This is a genomic window from Frigidibacter sp. SD6-1, assembly GCF_030143255.1.
GTDB lineage: Bacteria > Pseudomonadota > Alphaproteobacteria > Rhodobacterales > Rhodobacteraceae > TMP-24.
Window position 1 is genome coordinate 590,934 of the sequence record NZ_JARJNR010000001.1, and the last position, 24,007, is coordinate 614,940.

General features: G+C 67.0%; 23 protein-coding genes and 1 tRNA gene. 14 read left to right on the forward strand and 10 right to left on the reverse strand.

Annotated features, from left to right (window positions below; translation table 11 throughout):
- Nucleotides 1–128 precede the first annotated feature (128 nt).
- Both P0645_RS02880 and P0645_RS02885 read left to right on the forward strand, forming a co-directional pair.
- Nucleotides 129–1,328, forward strand: coding sequence for an RSP_2647 family RNA methyltransferase (locus P0645_RS02880; protein WP_284163051.1), 1,200 nt, complete (start codon nt 129–131; stop codon nt 1,326–1,328).
- Complete coding sequence (locus P0645_RS02885; RefSeq protein ID WP_284163052.1) at nt 1,325–1,867, forward strand: RSP_2648 family PIN domain-containing protein; 543 nt, start codon at nt 1,325–1,327, stop codon at nt 1,865–1,867. Before P0645_RS02880 ends, P0645_RS02885 begins: the two co-directional genes overlap by 4 nt.
- Nucleotides 1,868–1,940: 73 nt before the next feature.
- Here the strand turns inward: P0645_RS02885 and P0645_RS02890 are convergent, their stop codons facing one another.
- From P0645_RS02890 to P0645_RS02900, 3 genes are read right to left on the reverse strand one after another with little or no spacing between them, the layout of a single operon-like run.
- Nucleotides 1,941–2,918, reverse strand: a complete 978-nt coding sequence (locus tag P0645_RS02890; RefSeq protein WP_284163053.1) for a site-specific tyrosine recombinase XerD — start codon at nt 2,916–2,918, stop codon at nt 1,941–1,943.
- A 3-nt stretch (nt 2,919–2,921) separates the two neighbouring features.
- Nucleotides 2,922–4,520 carry a hypothetical protein gene (locus tag P0645_RS02895; protein WP_284163054.1) on the reverse strand — a complete coding sequence of 533 codons (1,599 nt, stop codon included), beginning with the start codon at nt 4,518–4,520 and terminating at the stop codon, nt 2,922–2,924.
- Nucleotides 4,504–4,644, reverse strand: coding sequence for a hypothetical protein (locus P0645_RS02900; protein ID WP_284163055.1), 141 nt, complete (start codon nt 4,642–4,644; stop codon nt 4,504–4,506). The genes P0645_RS02895 and P0645_RS02900 overlap by 17 nt, the downstream gene beginning before the upstream one ends.
- A gap of 186 nt (nt 4,645–4,830) precedes the next feature.
- On the opposite strand from P0645_RS02900, the gene P0645_RS02905 reads away from it, so the two are divergent.
- Together P0645_RS02905 and aroB are read left to right on the forward strand one after the other, a co-directional pair.
- Entirely contained in the window at nt 4,831–5,388 is a 558-nt protein-coding gene (locus tag P0645_RS02905) for a shikimate kinase (protein WP_284163056.1), read from the forward strand.
- Nucleotides 5,372–6,490 (forward strand): 3-dehydroquinate synthase, encoded by a 1,119-nt coding sequence (gene aroB / locus P0645_RS02910; RefSeq protein ID WP_284163057.1) that lies wholly within the window; start codon nt 5,372–5,374, stop codon nt 6,488–6,490. Before P0645_RS02905 ends, aroB begins: the two co-directional genes overlap by 17 nt.
- Before the next feature lie 139 nt (nt 6,491–6,629).
- Here aroB and P0645_RS02915 read toward each other — a convergent pair whose 3' ends face one another.
- The 5 genes from P0645_RS02915 to P0645_RS02935 all read right to left on the reverse strand — a co-directional run bounded on the left by P0645_RS02915 (nt 6,630) and on the right by P0645_RS02935 (nt 10,710).
- Nucleotides 6,630–7,109, reverse strand: coding sequence for a hypothetical protein (locus P0645_RS02915; protein ID WP_284163058.1), 480 nt, complete (start codon nt 7,107–7,109; stop codon nt 6,630–6,632).
- A gap of 150 nt (nt 7,110–7,259) precedes the next feature.
- On the reverse strand, nt 7,260–8,450 hold the full coding sequence (locus P0645_RS02920) for an ammonium transporter (RefSeq protein WP_284163059.1): 1,191 nt from the start codon (nt 8,448–8,450) through the stop codon (nt 7,260–7,262).
- Nucleotides 8,451–8,616: 166 nt separating this feature from the next.
- Nucleotides 8,617–9,087 (reverse strand): CinA family protein, encoded by a 471-nt coding sequence (locus P0645_RS02925; RefSeq protein WP_284163060.1) that lies wholly within the window; start codon nt 9,085–9,087, stop codon nt 8,617–8,619.
- A gap of 1 nt (nt 9,088) precedes the next feature.
- Nucleotides 9,089–9,583: a phosphatidylglycerophosphatase A family protein gene (locus P0645_RS02930; protein WP_284163061.1), complete on the reverse strand. Its 495-nt coding sequence runs from the start codon at nt 9,581–9,583 to the stop codon at nt 9,089–9,091.
- Nucleotides 9,580–10,710, reverse strand: a complete 1,131-nt coding sequence (locus P0645_RS02935; RefSeq protein ID WP_284163062.1) for a bifunctional 2-C-methyl-D-erythritol 4-phosphate cytidylyltransferase/2-C-methyl-D-erythritol 2,4-cyclodiphosphate synthase — start codon at nt 10,708–10,710, stop codon at nt 9,580–9,582. Before P0645_RS02935 ends, P0645_RS02930 begins: the two co-directional genes overlap by 4 nt.
- A 286-nt stretch (nt 10,711–10,996) precedes the next feature.
- Between P0645_RS02935 and dusB the strand changes: the two genes are divergently transcribed.
- From dusB to hflX, 7 genes are all read left to right on the forward strand, one after another.
- Nucleotides 10,997–11,995, forward strand: a complete 999-nt coding sequence (gene dusB, locus P0645_RS02940) for a tRNA dihydrouridine synthase DusB (protein WP_284163063.1) — start codon at nt 10,997–10,999, stop codon at nt 11,993–11,995.
- On the forward strand, nt 11,995–13,059 hold the full coding sequence (locus P0645_RS02945; RefSeq protein ID WP_284163065.1) for a two-component system sensor histidine kinase NtrB: 1,065 nt from the start codon (nt 11,995–11,997) through the stop codon (nt 13,057–13,059). Before dusB ends, P0645_RS02945 begins: the two co-directional genes overlap by 1 nt.
- Nucleotide 13,060: 1 nt before the next feature.
- Nucleotides 13,061–14,425 (forward strand): response regulator, encoded by a 1,365-nt coding sequence (locus tag P0645_RS02950; RefSeq protein ID WP_284163066.1) that lies wholly within the window; start codon nt 13,061–13,063, stop codon nt 14,423–14,425.
- 104 nt (nt 14,426–14,529) lie between these two features.
- Nucleotides 14,530–16,806 (forward strand): sensor histidine kinase NtrY-like, encoded by a 2,277-nt coding sequence (locus P0645_RS02955; RefSeq protein ID WP_284176643.1) that lies wholly within the window; start codon nt 14,530–14,532, stop codon nt 16,804–16,806.
- The gene (gene ntrX, locus P0645_RS02960) at nt 16,803–18,212 is read left to right on the forward strand and encodes a nitrogen assimilation response regulator NtrX (protein WP_284163068.1); all 1,410 of its coding nucleotides are present in this window, start codon (nt 16,803–16,805) and stop codon (nt 18,210–18,212) included. The genes P0645_RS02955 and ntrX overlap by 4 nt, the downstream gene beginning before the upstream one ends.
- A 147-nt stretch (nt 18,213–18,359) precedes the next feature.
- Nucleotides 18,360–18,593, forward strand: coding sequence for an RNA chaperone Hfq (hfq, locus tag P0645_RS02965; protein ID WP_267631903.1), 234 nt, complete (start codon nt 18,360–18,362; stop codon nt 18,591–18,593).
- A gap of 41 nt (nt 18,594–18,634) precedes the next feature.
- Entirely contained in the window at nt 18,635–19,891 is a 1,257-nt protein-coding gene (hflX, locus tag P0645_RS02970; protein ID WP_349775067.1) for a GTPase HflX, read from the forward strand.
- A gap of 33 nt (nt 19,892–19,924) precedes the next feature.
- On the opposite strand, the gene P0645_RS02975 is transcribed toward hflX, so the two are convergent.
- Nucleotides 19,925–20,275 carry a RidA family protein gene (locus P0645_RS02975; RefSeq protein WP_284163069.1) on the reverse strand — a complete coding sequence of 117 codons (351 nt, stop codon included), beginning with the start codon at nt 20,273–20,275 and terminating at the stop codon, nt 19,925–19,927.
- Nucleotides 20,276–20,348: 73 nt separating this feature from the next.
- Nucleotides 20,349–20,422: transfer RNA gene (locus P0645_RS02980), tRNA-Gly, on the reverse strand.
- A 121-nt stretch (nt 20,423–20,543) separates the two neighbouring features.
- Here P0645_RS02980 and P0645_RS02985 point away from each other — a divergent pair.
- From P0645_RS02985 to pgl, 3 genes are all read left to right on the forward strand, one after another.
- Nucleotides 20,544–21,650: a mandelate racemase/muconate lactonizing enzyme family protein gene (locus tag P0645_RS02985; RefSeq protein WP_284163070.1), complete on the forward strand. Its 1,107-nt coding sequence runs from the start codon at nt 20,544–20,546 to the stop codon at nt 21,648–21,650.
- A gap of 231 nt (nt 21,651–21,881) precedes the next feature.
- Nucleotides 21,882–23,336 (forward strand): glucose-6-phosphate dehydrogenase, encoded by a 1,455-nt coding sequence (gene zwf, locus P0645_RS02990; RefSeq protein ID WP_284163071.1) that lies wholly within the window; start codon nt 21,882–21,884, stop codon nt 23,334–23,336.
- Complete coding sequence (gene pgl, locus P0645_RS02995; protein ID WP_284163072.1) at nt 23,333–24,004, forward strand: 6-phosphogluconolactonase; 672 nt, start codon at nt 23,333–23,335, stop codon at nt 24,002–24,004. Before zwf ends, pgl begins: the two co-directional genes overlap by 4 nt.
- Nucleotides 24,005–24,007: the final 3 nt, after the last annotated feature.

Genomic DNA, 24,007 nt, shown 5'->3' on the forward strand with positions numbered 1-24,007 from the left:
GGCAGCGCAATAACATGGATTGTTAGCGCTAACAACAGCCGTTTCGCCATCCTCAGGAACTGTCGCAGGCATGCGGCCCTTTCGCAAGCGGGGGGGACGGGGTAGAGGGGCGAAAAGAGGTATGCACGATGGATGAGACGACGCTCGCCACGGTGCGGCTGCGGCCCAAGGCCGATGCGCGCGCCATTCGCCACGGTTTTCCCTGGGTCTATGCTGACGAGCTGGTGACCGACCGGCGGACGATGGCGCTCTCGCCCGGTGCGCTGGCGGTCCTGGAGGATGGCGAGCGGCGGCCACTCGGGCTGGTGACGGTCAATCCCAAGTCGAAGATCATCGCGCGGATGCTTGACCGCGATCCCGGCGCGCGGATCGATCAGGATTGGTTCGCGGCGCGGATTGCACGGGCGCTTGCCCTGCGCGCACGGCTTTATGATGCGCCTTACTACCGGCTGGTCCATGCCGAGGCCGACGGACTGCCCGGCGTGATCATCGACCGGTTCGGGGATGTCGCAGTCGTCCAGCCGAACGCGGCCTGGGCGGAAAGCCTTCTCGAGCCGCTGGTCGCGGCACTCGTCGGGGTGACGGGCGTGACGGCAGTGGTGAAGAACGGCACAGGGCGGTCGCGGGGGCTTGAGGGGCTGGCCGAAGAGACGGCTCTGCTGCGCGGTGAGGTCGCGGGGCCAGTCGCGGTGCCGATGAATGGCGCGACCTACATGGCCGATGTCCTTGGCGGGCAGAAGACCGGGCTGTTCTTCGACCAGCGCGACAATCACCGCTTTGCGGCGCGGCTGGCGCAGGGCGCGCGGGTCCTGGATATCTTTTCCCATGTCGGTGGCTTTGCGCTGGCGGCCTTGGCCGGGGGGGCGGTTTCCGCGCTGTCGGTCGATGCCTCGACGGCGGCGCTGGAGCTGGCGGCGCGGGGCGCCTCTGCCTCGGGCTTCAGCGAGCGGTTTTCGGTCCGCAAGGGTGATGCTTTCGCGGTGATGGAGACGCTGGCGGAAGAAGGCGCGCGGTTCGATCTGGTGATCTGTGACCCGCCGGCCTTTGCCCCGTCGAAGCCGGCGCTGGAAGCGGGCTTGCGTGCCTATGAACGGGTGGCGCGGCTTGCGGCACCTCTGGTGGCGCCGGGGGGCTATCTTGGGCTTTGTTCCTGCTCGCATGCGGCGGATCTGTCGCAATTCCGTAATGCGTCCGCGCGCGGCATCGGCCGGGGCGGGCGTCGGGCTCAGCTTCTGCACACTGGCTTTGCCGGTCCCGATCACCCGATGCTGCCGCAACTGGCCGAAAGCGGCTATCTGAAAGCGCTTTTCTTCCGGCTTGACGGATGAAGGCGCTGCTCGACGCCTGCGTGCTTTATCCGACCGTGCTCAGGCAGATTCTGATCGGTGCGGCGGCGGCAGGCCTCTATCGGCCGCTCTGGTCGGAGCGTATCCTCGAGGAATGGGCGCGGGCGACGGTGAAGCTGGGGCCGGGCGCCGAGGCGGTGGCGCGCGGCGAGATCGCTGCGCTGAAGGCGGCCTGGCCGGGCGCCTCGGTCGCGCCGGGGGCGGCGCTCCTCGGCCGGTTGTGGCTGCCCGATCCGGCGGACATTCATGTGCTGGCCGCTGCGATTGCCGGGGGGGCGGAGGCGATCGTGACCTTCAATGCGGCGGATTTCCCCCGCCAGATCCTTGCCGAGGAGGAGCTTTTGCGGCTCGACCCCGATCAGCTGCTTCTGTCGCTTCATGATAGGGCATCGGACGTGGTGGCGGCGGTCTGCGAACGGGTGCGGGCCGAGGCGGAGCGCCTGTCGGGCGAGGGTCAGGAGATGCGTGCTCTATTGAAGCGGGCGAAGCTGCCGAAGCTTGGCAAGCGGCTGGCCGGGTAGGGGGGCTGCCGCCCCCGGCGCGCGCTCAGGCGCGCCTCCCCCGCAGGTATTTGGACCAAGATGAAGGGGGCGGTCAGTCCGTATCTTTTCGGCGGCGCGGTGGCGCGGGGGACCGCGCGAGCGGATGGTGGTCGAGGACCAGGGCCTTCAGTCGTTCGTCCAGCACATGGGTATAGATTTCGGTCGTGGCGATATCGGCATGGCCGAGGAGCGTCTGGATCACCCTGAGGTCGGCGCCGCCTTCGAGGAGGTGGGTCGCGAACGCGTGGCGCAGCCGGTGGGGGGTGACCTCGGCGGGGGAGACGCCTGCCGCGATGGCGATCTCCTTCAGGAGCCGGTGGAAGACCTGGCGCGAGAGATGGCCGTCGGCGCCGCCCGCCGGGAAGAGGAAGCGCGAGGGCGCGGCGCGTCGGGCCAGGCGCGCCTCGTCCTCGGCCGCGTCGCGGGTGGCAAGCCAGGCGGCAAGCGCCGCACGCGCGGGCTGCGAGAGCGGCACCAGCCGTTCCTTGCCGCCTTTGCCCTTGACCATCAGCATCGCAGGATCGCCCCGCGCGGCTTGCACCGGCAGGCTGACCAGCTCGCTGACCCGCATGCCGGTCGCATAGAGCAGTTCCATCAGGCACAGGTTTCGCAGGCGTTCCACCGCCGTGCGTCCGCGCGCCTGGGCGGCCGCGAGGAGGGCGTTCACCTGATCGCGCGTGAGGCTTTTCGGCAGCCGCCGCTCGCGGCCCGGGCCGGAAAGGCGCAGCGCGGGATTGTCGGGGCGCCAGCCCTCTTCATAGGCGAAGCGGTACAATTGGCGGATCGCCGACAGGCGCCGGGCGCGGGTGGCGCGGCTCAGCCCCTCGGCGTCGCAGCGGGTGAGATAATCCTCGACCGCGGCCTGATCGGCGGTGTCGAGCGCAAGGCCGTGCGCCGAAAGCCAGTCGGCGAAGTCCTTCAGGTCGCGCCCGTAGGCAAGGAGCGTGTTGCGCGCCGCATCGCGTTCGGCCGCCTGGCCTTCGAGGAAGGCGCTGATCCAGCGCCCGGCAAGGGCCGCATCAGTCGCCATCGGTCAGCCGCGCCGCTCGAGGAGGAGGAGGTCAAGCGCCGCCTGCCGCGCTGCCTGCTCAAGCCCGACCTTGCGCAGAAGTGCAAGGCCGCCAGTGACATCCCTCAGATCGCCGCTCGCCCCTTGCGTCACCGCATCGATGGCCTTCAGGATCGCCTCGCCAAGCTTGTTGTCGGCAAGCAGCGTGGCCATTCCGGGCGGCAGCGGCGGCTCCGGGTCGGAAAAGGCACGCTGGATGGCAACGCCGAGCTGATCGGGCGGGGTAAGGCCGGTCGTGTCGCCCCGGGCCACGCCGATCAGGAACCGTTCAGCCATGTCCGCAGGCGCGCGGCGGTTGGCGAGCGCCTCGTAGGCCTGTGACAGAAGCGCCACCCGGAACGCGAGCGCACCCGCCTCGTCCTCGAGCCCGGCACTTGCAAGCCGCACGCCGAAGAGTTCGGCGAAGGGCACCTCCAGTTCCAGCGGCACCATCTGCGCCCAGGCGGCCTCAAGCGCGGCTTCCGTCGCGGCCGGATCGCCCTCGGCAAGCGCCTGATCGAGCGCCTGAACCGCCTTCACCCTCTCCCATACCCCGCCAGAGGCGGCGGCGCGCTGTTCGGAATAAAGGCCCATCAGCCGGTTGGGCGGGATCGCACCGACACGCGCCAGCCGCTCGCCCGCCTCGATCCGCGCCTTCCAGCCGCTGTTCGAGCGCAGGTCAGCCTGGGCGAAGGCAACCGGCAGGGTGACGGTCGGCATCGGCTGGCCGATCGCCTCCATCATCCTAAGCACGAGGGGCGAGGGCCGGTCGGGCAGGGGCAGGTCCTCGGCACCGTCGGCAAGCTCGGGGTCGAGGAAGCGCGCAAGCAGCTCCGCCATGGCCGGGTCGATGGTGCCGAGCGTCTCGCCGGTCCTGAGCGCGAGCGCGGCGGCATTCCAGTCGCCGCCGCGCGCGAGGCAGAAGATGCGGGCGGGAAAAGTCGGCGCGATGTCGGGCGTGGCGCGCATCACCCGGCAGGCCCGATCTTCCTCGCCCACCAGAAGCGAGGCGTCGAACCAGCGGCGAAAGCTCTCGGGATCGGGCTTGGCCATCAGCTCGAGGATCGCGAGTGCCGGTTCCAGTGCGCCGAGGTCGAGAAGCCGGTCGATCCGGGCGAGGAAAAGCGCGTTCTGCGGATCGCCGTCGGCGGGGGGCGACAGTTCGGTGATGAGCAGCGTATGAAGAAGCGCGCGCATGGCGGGCAGCGTGTCGGGCCGCTCTGCCCGGAGAAGGCGCGCTAGATCGGCCGAAGGCGTCGTGCCCCAGAGCGAGGGCGGCAGGCCGGACCGGGCCGCACTGACGAGGCCGAGCGCGACCGGCGCCTGGCGATTGAGCGGCGTGACGGTGATTGCACCGGCAGGCGGCGGCGCGAGGCCGACCGGCGCGGCGGACCCGCCCTGCGGTTGCGGCTGGGCGATCGGCCCGCGGGGCAGGGTGGCAGGCGTTGCGACCGATTGCGACAGCCAGTCGATGGCCGACAGGGGCGCCGGATCGGCGCCTTCGCCGCGCGCGACGTCGGCCCCCCAGAAGATCGCCAGGCCGAGGCTCAGGGCCCGGGCCGCCCGTTCAGTTCCCTTCGACATTCAGCTCGACCGGTTGCACCACGTCCCCCTGCTCAGGCGAAAGATCGCCGAGATAGGCGAAGGCCACAAGCCCGAGAAATCCGACGATGGCCAGCGTGACGAGGGCCTTGAAGATGCGAAACATGTAAGCCTGCCTGTTCTTGCCGCCTGACCTGGCGCCCGAAGAGGCGGCGGCTGCGCGGATATCGGGGCACTTTATATATGGCTTTTTCGGCGAGATCACGCCATTGAGGGCAAAAAGCCGCGCGCCGGGCGTGAAAAGCGGGAAATCGCCGCCTGTCCGCCGCGACCGGCCGCTATGGGGGGCGGATTGGCCTATGCGCTGAGACATACGGTGGCTCTCATCGGCATGATGGGTGCGGGAAAGACCGCGGTCGGCAATGCGTTGGCGCGGTCACTGGGCGTGCCGTTCCTCGATTCCGACGAGGAGATCGTTCGCGCCGCGCAAATGAGCGTGGCCGAGATCTTTGCCCGCGATGGCGAGGCCTTTTTCCGCGCCCGCGAGACGGAAGTGCTGGCACGGCTCCTGTCGGGCGCGCCTTGCGTGCTCTCGACCGGCGGCGGGGCGTTCCTGGCGGAGCGCAACCGGGCGCTCATTGCCGAGAAGGGCGCGGCGGTCTGGCTGAAGGCCGATCTGGAGCTTCTGTGGCAGCGCGTCCGCCACAAGACGACGCGCCCGCTTCTGCATACACCCGATCCCAAGCGCACGCTGAGCGATCTCTTGGACGCGCGGGCGCCCACCTATGCGCTGGCGGGCGTGGTGGTGGAGGCCGAGCCCGATTTGACGGTTGACGACATGGCCGCGAAGGTCTTGAAGGCGCTCATCCTTCATGGCGATGTGGTGGAACGGAATGAGCGGCAGCACTGATACGGTACACGTCGATCTCGGCGCCCGGTCCTATGACGTGCGGATCGGCGCGGGGCTGATCGCGCGGGCGGGGGAGGAAATTCGCCCGCACCTCCGGCGACCACGCGTCGCGGTCATCACCGATGAGACCGTGGGTCCGCTGCATCTTGAGGCCTTGCGGTCGGGGCTGGGCGATATTGCCATGACCGCGCTCGCCCTTCCGGCAGGCGAGGCGACCAAGGGCTGGCCGGAGTTCAGCCGCGCGGTCGAATGGCTCTTGTCCGAGAAGGTCGAGCGCAAGGATGTGGTCGTGGCTTTCGGGGGCGGCGTCATCGGCGATCTGGTCGGATTTGCGTCCGCCGTCCTCAGGCGCGGCGTGCGCTTCGTGCAAATACCGACGACTCTGCTTGCGCAGGTCGACAGTTCGGTCGGCGGCAAGACCGGCATCAACTCGGCCCATGGCAAGAACCTGATCGGCGCCTTTCATCAGCCGTCGCTGGTCTTGGCGGACATAGATGTTCTTGGAACGCTCGCCCCCCGCGATTTCCTCGCGGGCTATGGCGAGGTGGTGAAATACGGGCTTCTGGGCGATGCCGCCTTCTTCGACTGGCTGGAGGGTCATGGGCCATCCGCCGCGCAGGGCGATCTGGCCGCGCGGCAGCGGGCCGTCACCCATTCGGTGACGATGAAGGCGCGGATCGTCGAGCGCGACGAGACCGAGGAGGGCGAGCGCGCGCTTCTCAATCTTGGCCATACCTTCTGCCACGCGCTCGAGGCCGCGACCGGCTATTCCGACCGGCTTCTGCATGGCGAAGGCGTGGCGATCGGCTGCGCGCTGGCGTTCGAACTGTCGCAGCGCCTTGGCCTGTGTCCGCAGGAGGCGCCAAGCCGGGTCCGGGCGCATCTGAAGGCGATGGGCATGAAATGCGATCTTGCCGACATTCCGGGCGATCTGCCCGGGGCCGAGGGGCTGATCGCGCTGATGGGACAGGACAAGAAGGTGGTCGACGGCCGCCTGCGCTTCATCCTCGCCCGCGGCATCGGCGCGGCCTTCGTGGCCGACGGGGTGGATATGGCGGTGGTGAAGTCGGTTCTGGAAGCGGCGCTCCGGTCGCGTACCTGACGATCCCGCCCGGGTCTATTGCGGCCGGTCACGCTGCTCTTCCCCGGGTCGATGCTCGAGGAGGTCGCCCGGCTTGTATGACGCCGGTCTGAAGAAAGAGCCAAGCCGCAAGACCGCTGGGTCCGCTTTGAGCCCTGAACTACTCTACTTCGTCAGCATCCCAAGCCGACTGCCAAAAAGAAATTTGATAATCCCATAGCTCGTCAAGGTCATCTGGAACGCAAAACTCAACCGTGCAAGGCCGGTCCGGAAACTGGTTTCGCAGCTTTGCCTCCCACATTTCCTTCACGATGTTCCCGATGAAAAGCAGTTTGTCTGCAGACAGGTTGTCCTCATCATGGATGTGTAGATCGGCCAAATGCCAATGGTTGAGGACCCACTCAACTCCTTTTGGCGTAGAGCCTACTTGGTTTTCAAAGCTTTCGATGTTTTCTTTGCCAACGCCTTCGATAAGTATGTACTTGCCTACCGCTTCAAATCTCGGCCACAAAAGAGCCGCGTAACCGACTGCCAGTTTGTAGTTGCCTTCGCATTCTGCCCAAGTTTCAAGCGGTATCCCGGCACCGTTGTTCCACGCTCCAAGCTCGTCGGTCATGCTTTTTGGGGTTTGATGCGGCATTTCACTGATCCCTGCTTAACACCATAGCGATTGGACTATCAGACCTAAATCGTCAACGCCCACTCCGTCCGCATTGCGGAATCACAAGGTTTCACAACATCGCAAAAAAGGCGGAGCCACCGGCTCCGCCCAGTCTCCCCATACAGGGGCTCAGGAATTCAGGTCGTAGGCGCGCTCGCCATGGCTTGCGAGGTCGAGGCCGTTGTATTCCGCCTCCTGATCGACCCGCATCGGGAAGACCAGCGCGGTGAGTTTCGCCAGCACATAGCTCGCGCCAAGCGTCCAGGCCCCGACGATCAGCAGGGCGCCCGCCTGTGCCGTCCAGCTGCCCGCGCCAAGGGCCGCAATCATCAGCGTGCCGAAGATGCCGCCGACGCCATGGACGGCGAAGACATCGAGCGTATCGTCGATCTTCAGCCGGTTGCGGATCAGCGCCACCGCTTCCTGGCAGAGAATGCCCGCGATCCCGCCGATCAGCAGCGCAGCCCAGGGGCCGACATAGCCCGAGGCAGGCGTGATCGAGGCGAGGCCGGCAATCGTGCCGGTAACGATGCCCACAAGCGAGGCGCGGCCGAACTTGACCCGCTCCCACAGCGCCCAGCTGAGCGACGCGGCGGCGGCGGAGAGATGCGTCACCGTGATCGCCATCGCCGCCTGACCGTTCGCGGCCAGCGCCGAGCCGCCGTTGAAGCCGAACCAGCCGACCCAGAGCAGCCCCGCGCCGATCGCCACAAGCCCCGGCGCATGGGGCGGCGTGGTGCGGTTGCGGCGCGGGCCGATCATCACGGCCAGAAGCAATGCAGCAAGGCCTGCCGTCTCATGCACCACGATCCCGCCCGCGAAATCCTTCGTGCCAATGTCGCCAAATATCCCGCCATCGGCCAGAAAACCGCTGCCCCAGATCCAGTGGGCGACCGGCGCATAGACGAAAAGCATCCAGAGCGCGGAAAAGACCATGACGAAGGCGAAGGACACGCGTTCGGCGAAGGCGCCAAGGAAGAGGGCAGGAGTGATGATCGCGAAAGTCATCTGGAAGGCGAAGAAGGCCATCTCCGGCAGGGCGCCGGTCAGCGTTTCGGTCGTGACGCCCGACAGGCCCGCGCGCGCCAGCCCGCCCCAGAGGCTGCCCCAGCTGCCCTCTGTGCCGCCAAAGGCGATGCTGTAGCCCGCCACGAACCACAAGACGCTCATCAGGGCTGCAATGGCGAAGCACTGCATGAAGACCGACAGCACGTTCCGCGCCCGGACGAGCCCGCCATAGAAGAGCGCCAGCCCCGGCAGGGTCATCATCAGGACCATCGCGGTGGAGAAAAGGACAAAGGCGGTATCGGCGGCGGACATGGTTTCTCCGATCGGCACTGATCTGCAAGCGGCAGAAAGCCGGATCCCGCTGCCCGTGAAAGCGGCATGCGCGGTCTGGACGCTCAAAACCGGGGCAGTTTACGGAACGCCCGAAAATTGGGCGGCTCCGAGCGGCATGTGCCGGAAGATCGGGCGCCCGGAAAAGTCAGAGTGCCGAGAGCAAGAGAGCCAGCGCACGGTCGACGGTCTGCGACCGGACCTGCGCGCGGCCCAAGGGGCCGAAGTCGATGGTTTCGGTGCGCGTCACCCGCCCCGCGGCGGCGAGGCCGAAACAGACCCGTCCTTCGGGCTTGAACTCCGACCCGCCCGGCCCGGCGATGCCGGTGACCGCAACGGCAAGTGTGGCGCCAGAGCGTGCAAGCGCCCCCTCGGCCATTTCGCGCGCCACTTCCTCGCTGACGGCGCCGTGGGCATCGAGCGTAGCGGCGCTGACGCCCAGCATCGCCTGCTTGGCCGCGTTCGAATAGGTCACGAAGCCCCGGTCGAAGATCGCGGACGAGCCTGCCACGTCAGTGATCGCTGCCGCGATCATCCCGCCGGTGCAGCTTTCGGCGGTCGCAATGGCCGCCCCTGCGGCCCTGGCCCTTTCCAGAAGCGTGACGGCGGCAGGACGCATCTCAGGACCACAGATGCGGCGCGTGCCAAAGGACGCCCGCCGCGAGTGTCGCAAGCCCCGCGAAGAGCCCGGCCCAGAGATCGTCGATCATCACCCCGGCCGCATCGCCGCGCGCATCCGCCCGCCCGACCAGCCAGGGTTTCCAGATGTCGAAGAGCCGGAAGAAGAGGAAGGCCGCGAGCGGCGCGGGCCAGGGCAACCAGCCCTCCCAGCCGCGCGCCCAGAAGGCGAGGGATGGCAGGAGGAGCGCGATCCACTGGCCCGCCACCTCGTCGATCACTACTTCTGACGGGTCGTCGCCTGGCCGGTCGGCCAAGAGCTGCGTGCAGACGACAAAGCCGGCCCACGTGACAGCACATGTCGCCAGCAAGAGCCCCGGGAAACCCGCATACCTGTCGATCGCCCAGCCCAGAAGCACGGCGCCGAGCGACCCCCAGGTGCCGGGCGCGGGGCGCATCAGCCCAAGACCGAAGAACGTGGCAAGAAGCCGGATCATGCCGACACCAATGTTGCGGTTGCCAAAGCGGCGATCCCTTCCTCGCGCCCGGTGAAGCCCAGCCGTTCCGATGTGGTGGCCTTCACGCTGATCCGCCCCGCCTCGACCCCGAGGATCGCCGCCAGCCGCTCCTGCATCGCCGCCGCATGCGGCCCGATCTTCGGCCGCTCGCAGACGATCGTCACGTCGGCATTGGCGATCCGGTAGCCGCGTTCACCCGCCAGCCGCCCGGCATGGGCAAGGAAGATCTCTGATGCAGCCCCCTTCCACTGAGGGTCCGAGGGCGGGAAATGCCGCCCGATATCGCCCTCGGCCAAAGCGCCATAGATCGCGTCGGTCAGGGCATGCATGGCGACATCCGCATCGGAATGGCCCAGAAGCGCCCGGTCATGCGGTACCTTGACCCCGCACAGCCAGACATGATCGCCCGCCGTGAAGGCATGGACGTCATAGCCATTGCCCAGACGCACATCCATGGGTGCAACCTTCCGTTCGGCCCGGACGAAATCGGCCGGGTAGGTGATCTTGAAATTGTCGTCCTCGCCCTCGACGATGGCAATAGAAAGGCCGTGGGCAAGCGCCACCTCCACATCGTCGGCCGCCCCGCCGGGATGGGCGCGATGGGCCTGAAGGATCGCCGGAAAGCGAAAGCCCTGCGGCGTCTGGGCACGGAACAGCCCGTCGCGGGGCTGAAGGCCGGTGACGAGCCCCGCCGTGCCGCGCCAGAGTGCGTCGCTAACGGCAAGGGCTGGGGCCGCGCCGTCGGACCGGTCCAGCGCGGAGATGACGTCTTGCAGCATCCTCCGCGAGGGGAAGGGGCGGGCGCCGTCATGAATGAGAACCCGGGTCACAAGCGATCCCTCCAGCACCTCCAGCGCGTTTCGCACCGATGCCGCGCGCGTCTCGCCGCCCGCGATCAGCGTCGCGCGGCCGCCGGTCAGTTCCAGCCCGCGCAGCATATCGTCGGGATGAAGCGTCAGGAGGATCCGGCCAAGGCCTTCGAAGGCGGCGAGCGTATGGGCAAGGACCGGCTTGCCCGCGACCGTCCGCCATTGCTTCGGCGCCTCGCCGCCCGCCCGCGTTCCGCGTCCCGCGGCGGTGATGATGATCGCGAGCGTCTCGTCCACCGGCTGCCCTCGTTGCCTCTCCATCCGGGTCTAGCCGCTCTCCCGCCGCCAGACAAGAAGCGCCCGCCCGAGGGGCGCGGGCTTCTGCCCGCGCGCCGAGAGATGTCTTGCGCCCGGAACGGGCGCACCATTGGATCACGCCGGTTTGCCCGGGCGCGCGGCAGCAGCCAAAGAACATGCCTAATTTTCAGGCAGGGCGAAAAAGGCTGCGAAAATCCACGCAATCTGATTGCCGCCCGTAACCGGAGACAGTATCAGGCGGTGAGTTTGCACAAGGATTAGGCATTTGCCCATCGCCCTCGCTGGCCTGACGCTCGACCCGGCCGTTTTCCTCGCGCCGATGGCCGGGATCACCGATCTGCCCTTCCGGCGGATGGTGGCGCGCTTCGGCGCGGGGCTTCTCGTCTCCGAAATGGTGGCCTCGGGCGAGATGATCACCGATACGCCCTCGGTCCGCGCCAGGGCGCGCACCGATCTGGGGCTCGGCGACGGGGCGCTGCCGACCTCCGTGCAGCTTGCGGGCCGCGAAGCCCATGCGATGGCGGAAGCCGCGCGGCGGGTGGCCGACATGGGCGCGCGGATCATCGATATCAACATGGGTTGCCCGGCCAAGCAGGTCACCGGCGGGGCCTCGGGCTCGGCCTTGATGCGCGATCTCGACCATGCGCTGACATTGATCGAGGCAGTAGTCGAGGCCGTCGATCTGCCCGTCACGCTCAAATGCCGCCTTGGCTGGGACCGCGACTGCCTGAACGCCGCCGAACTGGCCCGCCGGGCGGAAGGCGCGGGCGTGCAGATGCTGACCGTTCATGGCCGCACGCGGCAGGACTTCTACAAGGGGCAGGCCGACTGGGCGGCGATCCGCGAGGTGGTCGAGGCGGTCCGTATTCCCGTCATTGCCAATGGCGATATCACCTCCTCCACTGCCGCGCGCGAGGCGCTGCGCCTTTCGGGCGCGGCGGGCGTGATGATCGGGCGCGGCGCGCAGGGCGCGCCCTGGCGGCTTGCCGAGGTCGCCCATGCCCTCCACGGCACGCGCGCGCCCGACATGCCACACGGCGCCCGCCGCGCGGCGCTCGTCGCCGAGCATTACGAGGCGATCCTCGCCTTCTACGGCCGCGATCTGGGGCTGCGCGTCGCGCGCAAGCACCTCGGCTGGTATGCCGACGAAGCCCGCATCGACCCAGGGCTTCGCGCACGGATGATGGTCGCACTCACGCCCGGGGAGGTCCATGCGCTGATCGCCGAGGCATTTGCTGCCGCCCCCGCCCGCGAGGCCGCCTGATGGATCCGGCGCCCGACAGGCTCTGGGCGTCGTTGCCGGTTCCGGCCTTCCTGATCGGCGCGGACGGGCTGACCGTCGGGGTCAATCCGGCGGCAGAGGAATTCATGAATGCCTCGGCCAAGTCGCTTGCGGGCCAGCCCCTCTTCGACCGGCTGGCAATCGACGCGCCCCTTGAAGAGGCCTTCGCCCGCATGCGCGAGGGCCATTCCACCCTTCATATCAACGATGTCGAGGTCGGCACCGGCGACCGTGCGCCCGTCCAATGCAATCTCCAGGCCGCGCCGCTCATGGGCGCGCCGGACACGATCCTCCTTCTCATCGCGCCGCGCGAGTTTGCCGACCGGCTTGGCCGCGCGCAGGGGCTGAAGAAATCGGCGCGGTCTGCCATCGGCATGGCCGACATGCTGGCGCATGAGATCAAGAACCCGCTTGCCGGCATTTCCGGCGCGGCGCAGCTACTGGGCATGAACCTTTCGCCCGACGACCGCGAGCTGGTCGATCTGATCCTGGGCGAGACACGGCGGATCGTGAAGCTTCTGGAACAGGTCGAACAGTTCGGCCATCTGCGCCCGCCAGACCGACGCGCCGTCAATATCCACGACGTGCTTGACCGCGCCCGCCGCTCTGCCGAACTGGGCTTTGCCGCCAGCATGCGCTTTGTCGAGGAGTTCGACCCTTCGCTGCCACCGGTCTGGGCCGACCCCGACCAGCTGACGCAGGTGTTCCTGAACCTCCTGAAGAACGCCGCCGAAGCGGCGGGCGACGGGGGTGGCACCATCCGCATCCGCAGCTTCTATGACCTTACCCTGCGGCTGAGGCGCGAGGACGGCAGTCGCGCGCTGCCTCTGCAGGTCGAGATCACCGACGACGGGCCGGGCATCCCGCCCGGCATGATCGATGACATATTCGACCCATTCGTCTCGGGCCGCGAGAATGGCACCGGCCTTGGCCTCGCGCTCGTCTCGCGCATCATCGCCGATCACGAAGGCTGGGTCGGCGTCGACAGCCAGCCCGGCCGCACCACATTCCGCATAGCGCTGCCGAAAGCGCGGGAGGAGGCTTGAAATGGACGGCACCGTCCTTGTCGCCGATGACGACCGCACGATCCGCACGGTCCTGACGCAGGCGCTGACCCGCGCTGGCTGCCGCGTGCATGCGACCTCTTCCATGGTCACGCTCATGCGCTGGGTCGAGGAGGGGAAGGGTGATCTGGTCATCTCCGACGTGGTCATGCCCGACGGAAACGGCCTGCAGGCTCTGCCTCAGATCGCGCGGCAAAGGCCCGGCCTGCCCGTCATCATCATCTCGGCCCAGAATACGATCGTCACGGCGATCCAGGCGGCCGAGGCCGAGGCCTGGGACTATCTGCCCAAGCCGTTCGACCTGCCCGACCTGATGAAACGCGCCGCGCGTGCGCTTGACGTGCAGCGGAGGCGTGGCCCCGCGACTGTACCGCCCGCGCCGCGCGAGATTGAAAGCGATCTGCCGCTTGTCGGGCGGACGGCGGCGATGCAGGCGCTTTACCGGCTGGTCGCCAAGGTGATGAATGCCGATCTGGCCGTTCTGATCACCGGCGAATCCGGCACCGGCAAGACGCTGGTCGCCCGCGCGATCCACGATTTCTCGGACCGCCGTGCCGCGCCCTTCGTGACCGCGCAGATGGCCGACATGAAGGCCATCGACGGGCCGTCGACGCTTTTGGCCAAGGCGAGGGGCGGCACGCTCGTCTTCGACGAGATCGCCGATTTCGACGACGAGGCGCAGGGAAGGATCGTGCGGATGCTCGATGCCCTGCCCGAGCCGGGGCCGCGTATCGTGGCCACATCGCAGGCCGATCTGGCCGAACGGCTGGCGGGTGGCCAGTTGCGCAAGGACCTCTACTTCCGCCTGGGCGGCGTGACACTCGCGGTGCCTGCCTTGCGCGAAAGGGTCGAGGATATCCCGCTGCTGGCAGACCATTTCCTCGCGCGTGTCGCCCGTGACGGGGCTGGGGAAAAGCGGTTTGCGCCCGACGCAGCGGAACTCATCCGCACCTATCCCTGGCCGGGGAATGTGCGGCAACTGGAAAACACGGTGAAGCGGCTCGCGGTGACGGCGCTTGGCGCAGAGATAACCCGGGCCGAGGTCGAAGCGGCGCTGACCGGCCAGACGGCAGAGCCGCCGCGGGTGGCCGAGGGTGAAAAGCTGTCGGCCTCGGTCGCCCGCCACCTCAGTCGCTATTTCGACCTGCATGGCGGCGCCTTGCCGCCGCCGGGCCTGTACGATCGGATCCTGAGGGAAATCGAAGTGCCGCTGATCGAAATCGCATTGGGCGCGACCGGCGGCAATCAGGCCAGATGTGCCGATCTTCTCGGCATCAACCGCAATACTTTGCGCAAGAAGATCACCGACCTCGATATCCGCGTGACAAGGCGGCGCAAGCTGATGTAAAAGGGCAACAGAACCTGTGGCGCATCGGCATCATCTTCGAAAAGACCACGGGGCAGATGTAGGCACCAGCGGTAGCCGCCGGACAGCGGAGAGAGTGGACCCCTTTGCAAGGGCTTGGTCGGGTTTGGACATGGGAAAGGCTGTCGCGGCTGAGGCGGCAGCGCAGGGTGCAGAACGCGCTGACCATCGCGCTGGTCGCGCTTGGCCCGGTTCTGGCGGTCGCGACCTTCGTGATTCTGGGGCCGATGGCGCAAGGCGCGGAATCGGATTCGCTGCGCCTTATCCTTCTGGCCGACCTCGTCTATTTCCTGCTGCTTGCCGGCCTTGTGCTGACGCGTCTCGCCGGGATGATCGCGGCGCGGCGGGCGAAATCGGCGGGCTCGCGCCTGCACCTGCGCCTGACCAGCATGTTCGCAGGCGTGGCTCTGGTGCCGACGGTGCTGGTCGCGATCTTCGCGGGCCTCACGGTCAATATCGGTCTCGAGGGCTGGTTTTCCGACCGGGTGCGAAGCGTCGTCGGCACGTCTCTGAACGCGGCAGAGGCCTATCAGGAGGAACATCGCCGCGATCTGGATGCCGACACGCGGGCGCTTGCCGGTTTTCTCGATCAGAGCAAGCGGGCCGCCTTCCTGATTACCGATGCCGAGGTGCGGCAACTGCTGACCGATGGTCAGACCCGCGTCCAGCGCGGCCTGCGCGAGGCCTATGTCATCGACGGCACGGGCGAGATCAAGGCGCGCGGCGACCGGTCCTATCTGTTCGACTATGAACAGCCGACCGCCGCCGATCTGCAGCGCGCCGCGACCGGCGAACTGGTGCTGATCGAGGACTGGGACAATAACGAGTTCCGGGCTTTGGATAAGCTGGATGCCTTCACCGACCGCTATCTCTACGTCAGTCGAAATGTCGACGGCAAGATATTGAATCTGCTTGACAATACGCGGGAAACGGTCGGGCTTTACCAGCAGCTCGAGGCGACGCGAGGGCGGGTGATCTTCGAGTTCGGCCTTGTCTATCTGGGTTTTGCCCTGATCCTGATCCTCGCCGCGATCTGGATGGGCCTCTGGATCGCGGAACGCTTGGCGCGGCCGGTCGGGCGGTTGGCGGGCGCGGCCCAAAGGGTCGGCGCGGGCGATCTGGGCGTGCAGGTCGTCGAGGAGCCGGGCGACGACGAGATCGCCATGCTCGGTCGGCTCTTCAACCAGATGACCCGGCAGCTTTCAAGCCAGCGCGAGGCGCTGATCGACAGTCACCGCCAGACCGAGGACCGGCGGCGTTTGTTCGATTCGGTCCTCTCTTCAGTCACTGCCGGTGTCGTGGGACTGGGCGCGGATGGCCGGATCGATTTCATGAACCGTGCCGCGGTGCGGCTTCTCGCACTCGATGAACACAAGGACCATGACCGCGATCTGGCTGAGGCCGTGCCAGAATTCGCCACGCTCTTCGACCGGCTGCGCGGCGGTCGCGGCGAGGTCGCTCAGGAAGAGATCAAGGTCAGCCGGGCAGGGCGGCTTGAAAGCCTGCTGGTCCGCATGGCGATGCGGCGGAATGAGGGTGGCGGGCTGGAAGGCTATGTCGTGGCCTTCGACGATGTGACCGAGCTTGTCAGCGCGCAGCGCATGGCCGCCTGGGGCGATGTCGCCCGCCGGATCGCGCATGAGATCAAGAACCCGCTGACGCCCATCCAGCTGTCGGCAGAACGTATCCGCCGCAAGTTCGCGCCGCTTGTCGGCGAACAGTCCGATCAGTTGGAACAGATGACCGACGTCATCGTCCGCCAGACTGGCGACCTGCGCCGGATCGTGGACGAGTTTTCCAAGTTCGCCCGCATGCCTGAGCCTGACCGTCGCGATCACGATCTGGCGAAACTGATGCGCGATGCAGTCGCCCTGCAGGAGGGCGCGTTGCACGGCGCGCGGCTTGTCCCTGACCTGCCAAGCGACCCCGTCATCGTGGAACTGGATGCGACGATGATTTCGCAGGCGGTGACGAACCTCATCAAGAACGCGGGCGAAGCCGTTGAATCTCTTCAGGAACGTGGCGCTCCGCAAGGCTATGCGCCCGAGGTTCGGGTCGCGATGCGGGCCGAGGGCGATCAGATCACGATCCGCATCGCCGACAATGGCATCGGCCTGCCCGAGGACCGTGCGCGGCTGTTTGAACCTTACGTGACGACGCGCGAGAAAGGCACGGGGCTCGGCCTGCCGATCGTCAAGAAGATCATCGAGGAACATGGCGGCACGCTGGTGCTGACCGATGCGCCGCTGTTCGAAGGGGCGGCGCACGCCGGGGCGCTGGCCGAAATCAGATTGCCGCGAGCCAAGACACAGGCGCGCGCGGTGAAAGAGCGGGCGGCGGAAGCCGCGGGAGGAGTGGCATGAGTGATATTCTGATCGTTGACGACGAACGCGACATAAGGGAGCTGATCGCGGACATCCTGCGCGACGAAGGCTTCACCACGCGCCTGGCCGGCAATTCCGACGAGTGCATGGACGAGATCAACAACGAGCCGCCCGCGCTGATGATCCTCGATATCTGGCTGAAGGACAGCCGGATGGACGGGATCGACATTCTCAAGACGGTGAAGCGAGACAATCCCGATATCCCGATCATCATCATCTCGGGCCATGGCAATATCGAGATCGCGGTCGCCGCGATCAAGCAGGGCGCCTACGACTTCATCGAGAAACCGTTCAACATCGACCAGCTGACCGTGGTCGTGCGCCGCGCGATGGAAACCGCGCGGCTTCGGCGCGAAAATGCATCGCTGCGCCGCCGCGAGACCTCGCCGCAGGAGATGATCGGCCAGTCGCCCGCTTTCCGCACGTTGAAGTCGAACCTCGACAAGGTGACGAAATCGAACGCGCGGGTGATGCTGACCGGCGAGCCGGGAACCGGCAAGGAGCTGGCCGCGCGCTACATCCACGCCAATTCCCAGCGCGCGAACGGACCCTTCGTCACCGTCGCCTCCGCCTCGATCGAGCCCGAGCGGATGGAAGAGGTCCTTTTCGGCCGCGAGACGCCCGAAAGGGGTGTGGAGAAGGGGCTTCTGGAGCAGGCGCACGGCGGTTTCGTCTATTTCGACGAGGTGGCGGACATGCCGCTTGGCACCCAGTCGAAGATCCTGCGCGTCCTGACCGAGCAGCAGTTCACCCGCGTCGGCGGGGCCGACAAGGTGCGGGTCGATCTGCGGGTCATTTCCTCGACCACGCGCGCACTGCCGGTCGAGATCAATGCCGGGCGGTTCCGGCAGGAACTCTATGACCGGCTGAACGTTGTGCCGATCGCCGTGCCCTCGCTTGACGACCGGCGCGAGGACATTCCGCTTATCGCGCGGCATTTCATCGAGCATCTGAACCGCGCGCAGGGCCTGCCGACGCGTGAACTGTCGGACGAGGCAGATGCGGTCATGCAGACCATGGACTGGCCCGGGAATATCCGCCAGCTGAGGAATGCGATCGAAGGCGCGCTGATCCTTGGTGACGCGGGCCGCCCGATCGAGCCGCAGGACCTGCCGGGCCACGCGCCCGCGGATGCCGACGACAGCCGCATCACCCTGACCGGCGGGCTGGCCACGCTGCCGCTGCGCGAGGCGCGCGAGCTTTTCGAGCGCGAATATCTCCTGACCCAGATCAACCGGTTCGGCGGCAACATCAGCCGCACGGCGGCCTTCGTGGGCATGGAACGCTCGGCGCTGCACCGCAAGCTGAAGTCGCTCGGCGTGGTCACGACCAGCAAGTCTGGCGCGCGGATGGCGCATTTCGAGGAAGAGGAAGAAGAGGTCTGATCAATTTTCTCACAACGGATTGGCCAGCACTTGAAAACGCTGCGTTTTTGCACTGGCGAAAGAAAAATACTTCGGCATACTTGGCCCAAGTCTCCGGAGCGCCACCGTGGGGCGAATAAAGCGCTTATAAGAAACGAGGCATAACCAATGGCCGCCGACAAACAGAATTTGCAGGACGCCTTTCTCAATCAGGTCCGCAAGACGAAAGTTTCCGTCACCATCTTTCTCATCAACGGCGTGAAGCTGCAGGGCGTGATCACCTGGTTCGACAATTTCTGCGTGCTCCTGCGCCGGGACGGCCAGTCGCAACTGGTCTACAAGCACGCAATCTCGACCATCATGCCGGGCCAGGCGATCTCGCTCTACGAGGGTGAAGACTGAAACCCGCCGACCACCGTGAGGGGGGCGAGGGGCGCGCGGATGTGACGCGCGCTTTCGTGCTGCATCCCGACATGAAATCCGACCGCCGCCGGGCGCCCGAATTGGCGCTGGCCGAGGCTGTGTCGCTCGCGGCGGCGCTGCCAGACCTTGAGGTGGCGGGCGCCGAGGTCGTGCGCCTGCCGAAGGCACAGGCGGGCAAGCTCTTCGGTTCGGGCAAGATCGCCGAACTGAAGGGGCGTTTCGCCGATCTGGATGTGGCGCTTGTGCTGGTCGACGGGCAGGTCAGCCCGATCCAGCAGCGCAATCTGGAAAAGGAATGGGGGGTCAAGCTTCTCGACCGGACCGGGCTGATCCTTGAGATATTCGCCGACCGGGCCCGGACCCGCGAAGGCGTCCTGCAGGTCGAGCTTGCGGCACTGACCTACCAGCGCTCGCGCCTTGTCCGCGCCTGGACGCACCTTGAACGCCAGCGCGGCCGGTCGGGTTTCGGTTTCGTCGGCGGCCCGGGTGAGACGCAGATGGAGGCCGACCGCCGCGCCATCGACGACGAGGTGGTGAAGATTCGCCGCCAGTTGGAGAAGGTGGTGAAGACCCGCGAACTGCACCGCGCCGCACGCCGCAAGGTGCCGTTTCCGATCGTGGCGCTGGTGGGCTATACGAACGCCGGGAAGTCGACGCTGTTCAACCGCATGACCGGCGCCGATGTGTTGGCCAAGGACATGCTGTTCGCCACGCTCGACCCCACGATGCGCGGCGTCACCCTGCCCACCGGGCGCAAGGTGATCCTGTCCGATACCGTGGGTTTCATCTCAGACCTGCCGACGCAGCTTGTCGCGGCCTTCCGCGCGACGCTGGAAGAGGTGCTGGAGGCGGACCTCATCCTCCATGTCCGCGACATCGCCCATCCCGAGACCGAGGAACAGGCGGCCGACGTGGCCGACATCCTCGCCAGCCTCGGGGTCGATGAGGGCGTGCCGATGATCGAGGTCTGGAACAAGATCGACCTGCTTTCGGTGGAAACCCGCGCGGCGCTGACGGTTCAGGACGCCCGTACGCCGGGCATCCAGGCCGTCAGCGCGCTGACAGGCGAGGGCCTCACGGGCCTTTTCGCCGCGATCACCGAGGCGCTCGACGAGGAACGGGTCGAGGAGGCGCTGACGCTTGCCTTCACCGAAGGGCGCGCGCGGGCCTGGCTGCATGATCAGGGGATCGTTCTGGCCGAAACGGACAGCGATGCAGGCCACCTGATCCGCGTCCGCTGGACCCGCCGCCAGAAAGAGGCCTTCCGGCGGCTGTAGGAGGCCCCGGCACCATGGCCGGGGCAGGGTCTATCACTTCTGCACGGCCGTGATGATGATCTCGACCAGATAGTCAGGCGTCGCCAGTTTCGCCTCGCCGGTGGCGCGGGCGGGCGCATTTCCCGGTGCCACCCAGGCATCCCACGCCGCGTTCATCTCGGCAAAGCCGGCCATGTCGGCCAGCCAGATCTGGGCGCGCAGGATGCGGGTCTTGTCGGACCCGGCCAGCGCCAGAAGCCGGTCGATCTCGGTCAGGACCTCGGTCGTCTGGCTGGTCACGCTGCCGCCCGGCTCACCGACGACGCCCGCCAGATAGACGATGCCATTGTGGATGACGGCCTGCGACATGCGCGGGCCTGTTTCAAGACGGGTGATCTCGCCCATTCTCAGTCTCCTTGCTGGTTCGGATACCCGAATAGCGGTCTGGCGCGGCGGGGACCAGAGCGAAGAGATGGGATGGAGCGGGTGAAGGGAATCGAACCCTCGTATTCAGCTTGGGAAGCTGCTGCTCTACCATTGAGCTACACCCGCATGCGGGCAGAGAGGTATGCCAGTCCGCGACCGACGTCAAGGCGCTGGCCTCGCGTCGTTTCCGTATGTGCGGCGCGCTCACGGGCCGCTAGGGTCATGATGATCGCAAAGGGAGGACCGGATGCACCGGATTGTCAGGCTGGAAACATTTGCCGATGAATTCGTCTGTTTCGTGAAGGTTACGGCCGAGGACGGCGCGGTGGGCTGGGGGCAGACCTCGACCTACAATGCCGACATCACCCAGCAGGTCTTTCATCGTCAGGTGGCCCCCCATGCGCTCGGCGCTGGCTGCGACGATATCCTTGGTCTCGTGCAGCGGATCGAGGAGAAGGAGCATAAATATCCCGGCTCCTACCGCTGCCGGGCGCTCGCCGGGCTCGATACCGCGCTCTGGGACATGCGCGGGCGGCGCGAGGGCAGGCCCGTGGTGGAACTCCTCGGCGGTGCGGCCCGTCCGATCCGCGCCTATGCCTCCTCGATGAAACGCGACATCACACCCGAGGACGAGGCCGCGCGCCTTGTCCGCTTGCGCGACGAACAGGGATTCGACGCCTTCAAATGGCGGGTGGCGGCGGAATGCGGCCGCGACGTGGACGAATGGCCGGGCCGGACCGAGGCGGTCATTCCCACGGTCGCGACGGCGCTTGGCGATGGAATAGCCAAGCTCGTCGACGCCAATTCCGGCTTCTCGGTGCCCCGCGCAATCGCGGTGGGGCTCAGGCTGGAGGACAATGGCATCGGCCATTTCGAGGAACCGGTGCCCTATTGGGACCTCGAAGCGACGAAGGCGGTCACCGACGCGCTCTCGCTTGATGTGACCGGGGGCGAGCAGGACTGGGATCTCGCCACCTGGGAACGGATGATGCAGACGGGCGCGGTGAACGTCGTCCAGCCCGATGTGATGTATATGGGCGGCCTGTCGCGCACGCTTCTCGTCTGCGAGATGGCGGCCCGCCACGGCCTGCCGGTCACGCCGCATTCGGCCAACCTCTCGCTGGTCACGATCTGCACGATGCACCTTTTGGGGGCGATTCCGAATGCCGGGAAATATCTCGAATTCTCGATCGAGGGGCCGGACTATTACCCCTGGCAGCAGGAGCTGTTCCTCGGCACGCCCTATGCGGTCGACGGCGGACGGCTCCGCATCCCCGACGGCCCTGGCTGGGGGGTGGAAATCAACCCCGACTGGCTGGCGCGGGTGCAGTACCGCGAGAGCCGGATCGGCTAGACCCGACCGAGTGGCCCGCGCATCGCGCGGGGCGCACGAGAGGAAAGGCGCGCCGCGCCGTTTCGGCGCGGCTCCGCCGGATCACTCCCGTTCGGGGCGGCGATAGGCCGCCCTTCAGGGCGCGCCGCAGTTGGAAGCGCCCTCAACCGATGCTAGACTTGGCGGGAGGAAGGCGCTAAAGAGCCTGCCGTTAGCGCTAACAGCGCACGGAAACCGGAGCCCGGAGGGAACATGGTCTCGCGCGTCATTCCAGTGGAATCCTTCGACCTCGTGATTTTCGGCGGCACGGGCGATCTGGCCAGGCGCAAGATCATCCCCGGCCTCTTCCGCCGCTATGTCGCGGGCCAGATCCCCGAGGAGGCGCGGATCGTCGGCGCCGCCCGTGCCGAACTGGACGATCAGGGCTTTCGCGCCCTCGCGGCCGAGGCGATCGGCGAATTCGTGGGTCCGGCGAAGCGCGAGGGTGATGCGGTCGAGCGCTTCCTCGCGCATCTGTCCTATGTCGCGGTCGATGCGAAGGGTGAAGCGGGCTGGTCCGCGCTGAAGGCCAAGATGCGTCCGGGCGTGACGCAGGCCTTCTATTTCTCGGTGGCGCCTGCGCTCTTCGGCGATCTGGCGGAGCGGCTGCACCTTCATGGCATCGCCACGCCCGAGGCGCGCATCGTCGTGGAAAAGCCTTTCGGGCGTGACCTTGCCTCGGCCAGGGCGCTGAACGCCACGCTCGCCGCCCATTTCACCGAGCATCAGATTTACCGGATCGATCATTATCTGGGCAAGGAAACCGTCCAGAACCTGATGGCGGTCCGCTTCGCCAACATCCTGTTCGAACCGCTCTGGAACGCCCGCCATGTCGACCATGTCCAGATCACGGTGGCCGAGACCGTGGGGGTGGGCGGCAGGGGCGCCTATTACGACAAGTCGGGCGCGATGCGGGACATGGTGCAGAACCACATGATGCAGCTCCTCTGCCTCATCGCGATGGAGGCGCCCTACCGGTTCGATCCCGACGCGGTCAGGGACGAGAAGCTGAAGGTCATCCATGCGCTGGAGCCGGTGCGGCCCGAGGATATCGTGCGCGGCCAGTATCGCGGTACGAAGGACGCGCCGTCCTATGTTCAGGATGCCGAAAACCAGTCATCGACTACCGAAAGCTATGTGGCGCTGAAGGTCAATGTCGCGAACTGGCGCTGGAAGGGCACGCCCTTCTATCTGCGCACCGGCAAGAAGCTGCGCGCCCGCGCTTCGGAAATCGCGGTCGTCTTCAAGGAGGTGCCGCATTCGATCTTCGGAGAGGAGGAGGGCTGGCGCGAGAATGTGCTCTCGATCCGGCTGCAGCCGAACGAGGGGATGACGCTTTCCGTGATGATCAAGGAACCGGGGCCGGGCGGCATGCGCCTGACCGAGGTGCCGCTCGACATGTCCTTCGCCGAGGCGCTCGGCGCCGATGGCGCCGACATTCCCGATGCCTATGAGCGGCTGATCATGGATGTGATCCGCGGCAACCAGACGCTCTTCATGCGGGGCGACGAGGTCGAGGCGGCCTGGGCCTGGACCGATCCGATCATCGCCGGATGGGAAGGCCGGGGCGACAGGCCGAAGCCCTATGATGCCGGATCGTCGGGGCCAGAGGATGCGCTGATGCTTCTGCATCGCGATGGCCGCCGCTGGCGGGAGATCCGCGAATGAGGTTCGTCGCCTATCCCGACCGCGACCTGATGATGTTCTCGGTCGCCGATGCGGTGGCGAGCGACCTGCGCCAGGCGCTTGCGCGGAACGAGCGGGCAAGCCTGACCGTGCCGGGCGGCACAACGCCGGGTCCGGTCTTCGACCTTCTCGCCGGGCTCGACCTCGGCTGGGACCGGGTGACGGTCATCCCCAACGATGAACGCTGGGTGGATGAGAATCACGAACGATCGAACGCGCGGCTGATCCGCAAGCGGCTGATCCGGGGACATGCGGCGCAGGCGCAGTTCGTCTCGCTTTGCGCCGATGCACCGGAACCCGAGCAGGCGATGGAGCGGGTGGCGGCGGCGGTGTCACCGCATCTGCCGCTGTCGGTGGCGCTTCTGGGCATGGGGGCGGATCTGCATACGGCCTCGCTCTTCCCCGGCGCTGACCGGCTGGCCGAGGCGCTTGCCGCCGACGCGCCGGTGGCGCTGCCGATCAGGGCCGAGGCGGCGGGAGAGCCGCGTGTGACACTGACCGCGCGCGTCCTTGCTGATGCGATGGCGATCCATGTGCTGATCACCGGGGCGGACAAGCGCCGGGTGTTGGAGGAATCCGAAGGATTGCCCCCTGAACGCGCGCCCATTCGCGCCCTTCTGGCCAATGCGACGGTCCATTGGGCCGAATGAGGG

Coding starts and splice junctions, on each gene's coding strand:
- aroB (WP_284163057.1), top strand. CDS start 5,372: ATGAGCGGCAGCACTGATACGGTACACGTCGATCTCGGCGCCCGGTCC.
- P0645_RS02975 (WP_284163069.1), bottom strand. CDS start 20,275: ATGGGCGAGATCACCCGTCTTGAAACAGGCCCGCGCATGTCGCAGGCC.
- P0645_RS02950 (WP_284163066.1), top strand. CDS start 13,061: ATGGACGGCACCGTCCTTGTCGCCGATGACGACCGCACGATCCGCACG.
- P0645_RS02920 (WP_284163059.1), bottom strand. CDS start 8,450: ATGTCCGCCGCCGATACCGCCTTTGTCCTTTTCTCCACCGCGATGGTC.
- P0645_RS02885 (WP_284163052.1), top strand. CDS start 1,325: ATGAAGGCGCTGCTCGACGCCTGCGTGCTTTATCCGACCGTGCTCAGG.
- hfq (WP_267631903.1), top strand. CDS start 18,360: ATGGCCGCCGACAAACAGAATTTGCAGGACGCCTTTCTCAATCAGGTC.
- P0645_RS02925 (WP_284163060.1), bottom strand. CDS start 9,087: ATGCGTCCTGCCGCCGTCACGCTTCTGGAAAGGGCCAGGGCCGCAGGG.
- pgl (WP_284163072.1), top strand. CDS start 23,333: ATGAGGTTCGTCGCCTATCCCGACCGCGACCTGATGATGTTCTCGGTC.
- ntrX (WP_284163068.1), top strand. CDS start 16,803: ATGAGTGATATTCTGATCGTTGACGACGAACGCGACATAAGGGAGCTG.
- P0645_RS02890 (WP_284163053.1), bottom strand. CDS start 2,918: ATGGCGACTGATGCGGCCCTTGCCGGGCGCTGGATCAGCGCCTTCCTC.
- P0645_RS02880 (WP_284163051.1), top strand. CDS start 129: ATGGATGAGACGACGCTCGCCACGGTGCGGCTGCGGCCCAAGGCCGAT.
- zwf (WP_284163071.1), top strand. CDS start 21,882: ATGGTCTCGCGCGTCATTCCAGTGGAATCCTTCGACCTCGTGATTTTC.
- P0645_RS02900 (WP_284163055.1), bottom strand. CDS start 4,644: ATGTTTCGCATCTTCAAGGCCCTCGTCACGCTGGCCATCGTCGGATTT.
- P0645_RS02915 (WP_284163058.1), bottom strand. CDS start 7,109: ATGCCGCATCAAACCCCAAAAAGCATGACCGACGAGCTTGGAGCGTGG.
- P0645_RS02930 (WP_284163061.1), bottom strand. CDS start 9,583: ATGATCCGGCTTCTTGCCACGTTCTTCGGTCTTGGGCTGATGCGCCCC.
- P0645_RS02895 (WP_284163054.1), bottom strand. CDS start 4,520: ATGTCGAAGGGAACTGAACGGGCGGCCCGGGCCCTGAGCCTCGGCCTG.
- P0645_RS02985 (WP_284163070.1), top strand. CDS start 20,544: ATGCACCGGATTGTCAGGCTGGAAACATTTGCCGATGAATTCGTCTGT.
- P0645_RS02945 (WP_284163065.1), top strand. CDS start 11,995: ATGGATCCGGCGCCCGACAGGCTCTGGGCGTCGTTGCCGGTTCCGGCC.